This window comes from Polaromonas sp. P1_G4 (assembly GCF_056405475.1).
On record NZ_JBFUCA010000222.1, the window covers coordinates 1 to 6,595 of the forward strand.

Genomic DNA, 6,595 nt, shown 5'->3' on the forward strand with positions numbered 1-6,595 from the left:
AAGCCCGACAGCGCAAAACCGATCATCGTCGCGAGCCGTAACGGCACGCGCGAGTGAGAGGTAATGCCGAGCATCGCAATATCGTAGAGCGTATAGAAGTTGTTTTTGGTAATGCCCCGCAGGCGTCGCGGCTGGTTGTAGGGGATTTGCACCGCTTCGTAACCAACCTCGGAAACAAGGCCGCGCAAATAAGGATATGGATCGTYGATGCGTCGCAGTACCTCCAGTACCTTGTGGTCGTACAGGCCGAAGCCCGTGAAATTCTGGATCAGCTTGACGTCGGCGATCTTTGTGACGGTACGGTAATAAAGGCGGCGCAGCGAGAACATCAGCGAGGACTCTTCGGAGCTTGGTTTCACGCCGACAACAATTTTTTCACCGTCAAGCCAGTGCGCGACAAAATCTTTCATAAGTGCCGGCGGATCTTGCAGGTCTGCCACCAGCAGGATCGCAGCGTCGCCAGTCGCCTGCAGCAGTCCATAGTAGGGTGAGCGGATATGGCCGAAATTGCGCGCATTCAGGATGACCTTGACCTTCGGGTCGGCGGCTGCCAGTTTGCGTAGCAGCGCTTCGGTACGATCAGTCGAACAGTTATCGATAAACAGGTGTTCGTAACTGACGCCCTCGATTTCACCAAACACCGCGCGAGTCTGCGCATAGACCTCTTCGACGTTGTCCTCTTCGTTATAGCAAGGGGTGACTACTGTGATTTTTTTCATGGCATGGCGAAGACGAATTTCTGTTGCATCTTATAGGCGATCAATGCAAGCGGGAGCAGGACTATCGCGTTGGCGGCATAAAGATTGAGACCTGCCGCAAGCAAGAGTGCAACCCCACCCACATTAAGCCCGTAAATCAGGACATAAACCGCGGCAAAACGCACGAGCCTGCTGCGCGGCGCGCCGTCGAACACGAGTCGACCGGTGGTCTGAAAGTTAAACGCGATCCCGGCAACGGTCGCCAGTCCGATCGCTACGGGATATGGCATGCCAAGCAGGCTCAGAATTGCGAACAGTCCGTAACCGAAACCGGTGTTGAGCAAGCCGACTATCAAAAAACGCAGAAATTTTGAAATTGGCAATTCAAGCAAACCTTGGAAGCTGGGCAGAACGTATTCTCCCCCCACCTGCGCTACATCGATTTTTCGAGCATGAGGCGGTAATCATCCATGTCGGCGATGCGTGGATTGGTCTTGTGGCAATGGTCAGCCAGCGCGCCGTCGATGATCCTGCCGAAACTCTGCGGCTGCACGCCCATTGCTGCGAGGCCGTCAGGCAACCCCAGCCGTGCGTTCATCTCACGAATGGCATCCGGAATGTCGGTGCCCGAAGCAAGGCCCATGGCACGCGCCATGCGGTCGAGGCGCCGGTCCTTCTGCACCGATTCGGCGGCCGCATTGAAGTCGACGACCACAGGCAGAAACATGGCATTCAGCGTGCCGTGGTGCAGGCGCGGGTCCACTCCGCCCAGGCTGTGGCTCAGCGAATGCACGCAGCCCAGTCCTTTCTGGAACGCCATGGCCCCTTGCATGGATGCGCTCATCAGGTTGAAGCGGGCATCCCGGTCACTGCCATCGCGCGTGGCCCGTTCGATATGGGCCCAGCCGCGTTCCAGGCCGTCCAGCGCGATGCCGTCGGCCGGCGGGTTGAAGGCGGCTGACATGAAGGTCTCCATGCAATGCGCAATCGCGTCCATGCCGGTGGCCGCTGTCAGTTTGGCCGGCAGGCCCAATGTGAGCTCCGGATCGCAAATCGCCGTTTTCGGCACCAGATGCCAGGAATGAAACCCAAGCTTGCGGTGGTCATCCACAATGATGATGGCCCCGCGGGCGACTTCGCTGCCGGTGCCGCTGGTGGTGGGTACGGCAATCAGCGGGGCCGCGCGGTCCGTGATTTTCAGTGAACCGCCTTCAATGGTGGCGTAGGTCGTGAGCGGGCCTTCATGGGTTGCGGCAATCGCCACGCCTTTGGCGCAATCAATGGCTGAGCCTCCACCGACCGCGATCAGGCCGTCGCAGCCGGCGGACTTGTACAGCGCGGCGGCTGCGCGAACGGCTGCCTCGGTGGGATTCGAAGGGGTTTGGTCAAACACCGTCACCTGCACACCGGGCAGCGCGTCAAGCGCTTTTTGCAAAATACCTGCAGCCTTGACACCGGGGTCGGTGACGATGAGCGGACGGGTGATGYCGACACGCTCACATTCCTGCTTGAGCAATTTGATCGCGCCGAATTCAAACTGGATCTGGGTGACGTAATAGATAAAGGCCATGGTTTTGCTGTCTTTCGCGTTGTACGATGCTGGGCGGTTTTCCCGTGCCGCTCATCTTGCCCCAATCGGTTGCCCCAATCGGCTTGGCCCTACTTTAATAGCTGGAGATGCCCATGAATTGCAAGCAAACCCTGATGCTGGTCACCTTGGCGATAGCGGCTCTTCAGGCCAGGGCCGAATGTCTGAGCGATGCGCAAGTCGGCGACCTGGCCGAAAAGATCGCTGCCAGACAGCCTGCGGCAAACCCGGAAGGTCTCAACGAAGCCGATGGCGCCTGTACCCGCGCCAAACTCAATGCGCTGCTGGAAAAACGCCACGGCAAAGTGGTCGGCTACAAGGCAGGCCTTACCAACCCGGCGGTACAAAAACGCTTCAACTACGACCAACCCGTGTGGGGCAAGCTGTATGAGGGCATGGTGCTGCCCGGCGGGTCCGTGGTCGATGCGGCTTTTGGCGCGCGTCCGCTTTTTGAGGCCGACATGCTGGTGYGTGTCAAAAGTGCAGCCATYAACCAGGCCCGGACACCCMTGGACGTGCTTGAAGCCGTTGACCAGATCATTCCCTTTATCGAATTGCCCGATCTGGTCGTTCAGGCACCACCCCGACTCAATGGCCCGGCGGTCAGTGCCATCAATGTCGGTGCCCGGTTCGGTGTGGCCGGCACGCCCCTGGCCGTGCCCGTGACAAGGGCAGAGCGCCACGCCATGCTGGTCATGCTGGAAAACATGACCGTGGTGCTTGCAGACGGCAGCGGTGCAGAACTGGGAAGAGGCAAGGGCAGCGACATCCTCGGTCATCCGCTCAACGCAGTCGTCTGGCTGGCCGGCGCCCTGGCCAAAGAAGGTCTTGCCATGAAGCCAGGCGATTTGATCAGCCTGGGCTCGTTTTCACCCCTGCTGCCCCCCAAGCCAGGGTTGACCGCCACAGCGGCTTACCAGGGACTGGCCGGAGCGCAGCCTGTGTCGGTAACATTCAAATAAATGCGCCGCACCTCCCCTGAAGACTTGCTGACTCCCGCGATGCGGAATGTACTCAGCCGCATGGCGCGGGCCAGGCGCCCACCGTTTCATACGCTCCCCCCCGCAGGGGCCAAAGCGGCCTACGAGGCGGGTGCGGGCGTGCTGGAAATTCCCCGGCCGGCCCTGGCGCGGGTCGAAGACCTGCTCATTCCCGCCAGGGATGGCTACAGCCTGCCTGCGCGCCTCTAYGCCTCCTTAAATGACCGCCTGCCGGTGCTGATTTACTTTCATGGCGGCGGCTTCACCATCGGAAGTGTGGCAACGCATGATGTGCTGTGCCGGCAGCTCAGCCATCTGTCAGGTTGCGCGGTGATTTCCGTGGATTACCGGTTGGCACCGGAGTACAAATTTCCTGTAGCTGCCCATGATGCCTGGGATGCCCTGCAGTGGCTGACGGCACGGTCAACCAGCCTCGGTCTTGACGAAACCCGTGTGGCGGTCGGCGGCGACAGCGCGGGCGGCACGCTGGCAACCATGTGCGCCATCCTGGCCCGCGATGCCGGTTTGCCGCTGGCGCTGCAGCTGCTGTTTTACCCCGGTTGCGCCGCCCACCAGGACACACCGTCGCACCGGCTATTTGCTGATGGCTTTGTGCTCGAGGAAGCTGACATCACCTGGTTTTTCAACCACTATGTGCGAAGCCCCGCCGACCGCGAGGACTGGCGCTTCGCGCCGCTCAATGCGCCGGATGTGGACGGTGTGGCCCCGGCCTGGCTGGGCCTGGCAGAGTGCGATCCCCTGGTCGACGAGGGGGTGATGTATGCCGACAAGCTGCGCGCGGCCGGCGTGCCGGTCGACCTGGAAATCTACCGCGGCGTCACGCACGAGTTCATCAAGATGGGGCGCATCATTCCCGAAGCACGGCAAGCCCATGCGGACGCGGCTCGGGCACTGCGCCAGGCATTCAATCTTCCGGACAACACGCCATGAAACGACAGGAATTCCGATTTTTTCACCCGCTGCGGGTTCGCTGGGCCGAAGTGGACATGCAAAAAATCGTGTTCAACGCGCATTACCTGATGTACTTCGACACCGCCATTACCGACTACTGGCGCGCGCTGGCGCTGCCGTACGAGGAAACCATGCACAAGATGGGCGGTGACTTGTACGTGAAAAAGGCCACACTGGAATACCATGGCTCGGCACGCTTTGATGACCGGATCGATGTAGCGCTCAAGTGCGCACGCATCGGCAATTCATCGATGACATTCACAGGCGCGATGTTCAGGGCCGATGAACTGCTCATCGCCTGCGAACTCATCTACGTGTTTGCCGATCCCCTGACCCAGACGTCCCGACCCGTGCCGGATGCGCTGCGCAATCTGCTCGTGGGCTTTGAGGCCGGTGAGGCCATGGTGGACATCAGGACGGGTGATTGGGCCGCCTTGGGCGCCGACGCGGCCAGGGTCCGCACGGCCGTGTTTGTGCAGGAGCAGGGCATTCCGATGGAGATGGCGTGCGACGAAGCGGACCACCCGGCCGTGCACGCCGTGGCCTATAACGGGTTGGGAGAGGGCATTGCGACCGGGCGGCTGGTGCGGCAAGCAGATGGCACGGCGAAGATCGGGCGCATGGCAGTGCACAAGGCGCTGCGCGGAGCTCACCTTGGCCAAAATCTTTTGAACGCGTTGATGGACGCCGCCCGGGATCGCGGAGACCATGAGGTCATGCTGCATGCGCAGCGCAGTGCGGAGGGCTTTTACCGGCGCCTTGGCTTTGAGGCCCGGGGTGAGCCTTTCGAAGAAGCCGGCATCTCCCACGTTGAGATGGTCAGAGCACCGTAACGGCGTTGTTGGTGCATGCGGTCGCCTGTGCGTACGGCCTGTTTCAAACACTCAGAAAGCTGATCGATCTCATGCCCCCCCAAAAAACCGGCCCCGATGCGCGGGGACATTCCACCGTCGCAGGTACGGTAGCCAAGCTGGAGCCTGCTGACTCACCTGGCGCGGACTCCACGGCGGCCCTGCCTGCAGAGGTGGCGCAGGGCGGCGGCTGGATCACCGTGCTTCTTGCTTTCATGATGTTTGTGACGCCGGCAATTGGCGTGCCTCATGAAGAAATGCTGCAGGACACGCTGAAATCCATGGTGGTGTCGTTTTCCGCGATCAGTGCCGGCCTGATTTTCTGCTGGCAGCAGCGCCACCGGCGGGAGCCCCTGCGTTGGCATGCCCTCATGTGGTTACCCCTGTCGCTCATGTTTTACGCCCTGGCAAGCATGCTGTGGTCGCATGCCTATCTCGGTGGCGTGGAGGCCATCCGGTGGTTCGTCTTCAGCCTGCTGCTATGGCTGGGGCTCAATACCCTGTCAAGGGACCGGTTGCCTCATTTGGCCCTGGGGATTCATGCGGGCGCCCTCGTGGCTTCGCTCTGGACCGCACTTCAGTTCTGGTTTGATTTCACTTATTTTCCGCAGGGTCCGAATCCGGCGTCCACTTTTGTCAACCGCAACTTTTTTGCCGAATTTGCGGTCTGCACCGTTCCCTTCTCCTTTTATCTATTGATGCGGGCACGGGACTCGCTGCAAATATCGCTGCTGTCCTTGACCAACGGCTTTGTCGTTGTGGCGCTCATGATGACAGGGACACGTGGGGCATTGATGGCGTTATGGCTGCTGCTGATCTTTCTGCTGCCGCTCATCGCCATGCGCTACCGCCGGCAACTGGCGATTTCTTCGTGGCACCTCGGCCAGAAATTGTTGGCATGCGGGCTTCTGGCGGCCACCGTCCTCGCTTTGGGTTTGATCCAGACCGGCAATCCGAAACTGACAGCAGAGGCCCGGGGCAACACGGCTTTCGAACGGGCCTTCAAGCGTACGGCAACAATTTCCGTCAATGACAGTTCCTTGGGCGTGCGCTTTGTGATGTGGAAAGCGACATCGCGGATCATCCAGGCCCATCCGCTAAGAGGCATTGGCGCTGGCGCCTGGGAAGTGGATATTCCGCTGTACCAGGCCGATGGCACGCAACTTGAAACCGACTATTACGTCCACAACGAGATCCTTCAGTTGCTGGCCGAATATGGCCTGGTGGGCTGGATGTTCCTGCTGGCCCTTCTTGGCTATCTCAGCATGGCCGCGTGGAAAACGCTCAGAAACCGGGGATTCGGGTGGTTGCAGGAGGCCCCGGAACGTGCGCTTGTCCTGTCCAGCTTGCTGGCGCTTTTGATCGTCAGCAATATCGGTTTTCCCTGGCGCATGGCCACTACCGACGCGATCTTTGCGCTGGCGCTGGGGTTCCTGACTGCTTCCGACGCCCGCCTGGGCGTTCAAGGCAAGTTTGCCGCCCAACAACTTTCCTGGAAGCCTGTGT

At 60.4% G+C, this 6,595-nt stretch carries 7 protein-coding genes; 4 read left to right on the top strand and 3 right to left on the bottom strand.

The features are described 5' to 3' along the window. The 3 genes from AC1D1X_RS12525 to AC1D1X_RS12535 all read right to left on the bottom strand — a co-directional run. Positions 1–719 (bottom strand): glycosyltransferase family 2 protein (locus AC1D1X_RS12525; RefSeq protein ID WP_477698374.1); only part of this gene is annotated, 719 nt, incomplete at its 3' end. Further along, entirely contained in the window at positions 716–1,090 is a 375-nt protein-coding gene (locus AC1D1X_RS12530) for a GtrA family protein (RefSeq protein ID WP_477669545.1), read from the bottom strand. The genes AC1D1X_RS12530 and AC1D1X_RS12525, both read right to left, overlap by 4 nt. 41 nt (positions 1,091–1,131) lie before the next feature. Further along, complete coding sequence (locus AC1D1X_RS12535) at positions 1,132–2,268, bottom strand: iron-containing alcohol dehydrogenase (protein WP_477698375.1); 1,137 nt, start codon at positions 2,266–2,268, stop codon at positions 1,132–1,134. Between the two features lie 113 nt (positions 2,269–2,381). On the opposite strand from AC1D1X_RS12535, the gene AC1D1X_RS12540 reads away from it, so the two are divergent. From AC1D1X_RS12540 to AC1D1X_RS12555, 4 genes are all read left to right on the top strand, one after another. Continuing rightward, on the top strand, positions 2,382–3,248 hold the full coding sequence (locus AC1D1X_RS12540) for a 2-keto-4-pentenoate hydratase (protein ID WP_477698376.1): 867 nt from the start codon (positions 2,382–2,384) through the stop codon (positions 3,246–3,248). Continuing rightward, positions 3,249–4,217, top strand: a complete 969-nt coding sequence (locus AC1D1X_RS12545) for an alpha/beta hydrolase (RefSeq protein WP_477669548.1) — start codon at positions 3,249–3,251, stop codon at positions 4,215–4,217. Further along, on the top strand, positions 4,214–5,071 hold the full coding sequence (locus AC1D1X_RS12550; RefSeq protein WP_477669549.1) for a YbgC/FadM family acyl-CoA thioesterase: 858 nt from the start codon (positions 4,214–4,216) through the stop codon (positions 5,069–5,071). Before AC1D1X_RS12545 ends, AC1D1X_RS12550 begins: the two co-directional genes overlap by 4 nt. A gap of 71 nt (positions 5,072–5,142) precedes the next feature. After that, positions 5,143–6,595: O-antigen ligase family protein (locus AC1D1X_RS12555; RefSeq protein ID WP_477698377.1), on the top strand; the 1,453-nt coding region annotated here is incomplete at its 3' end.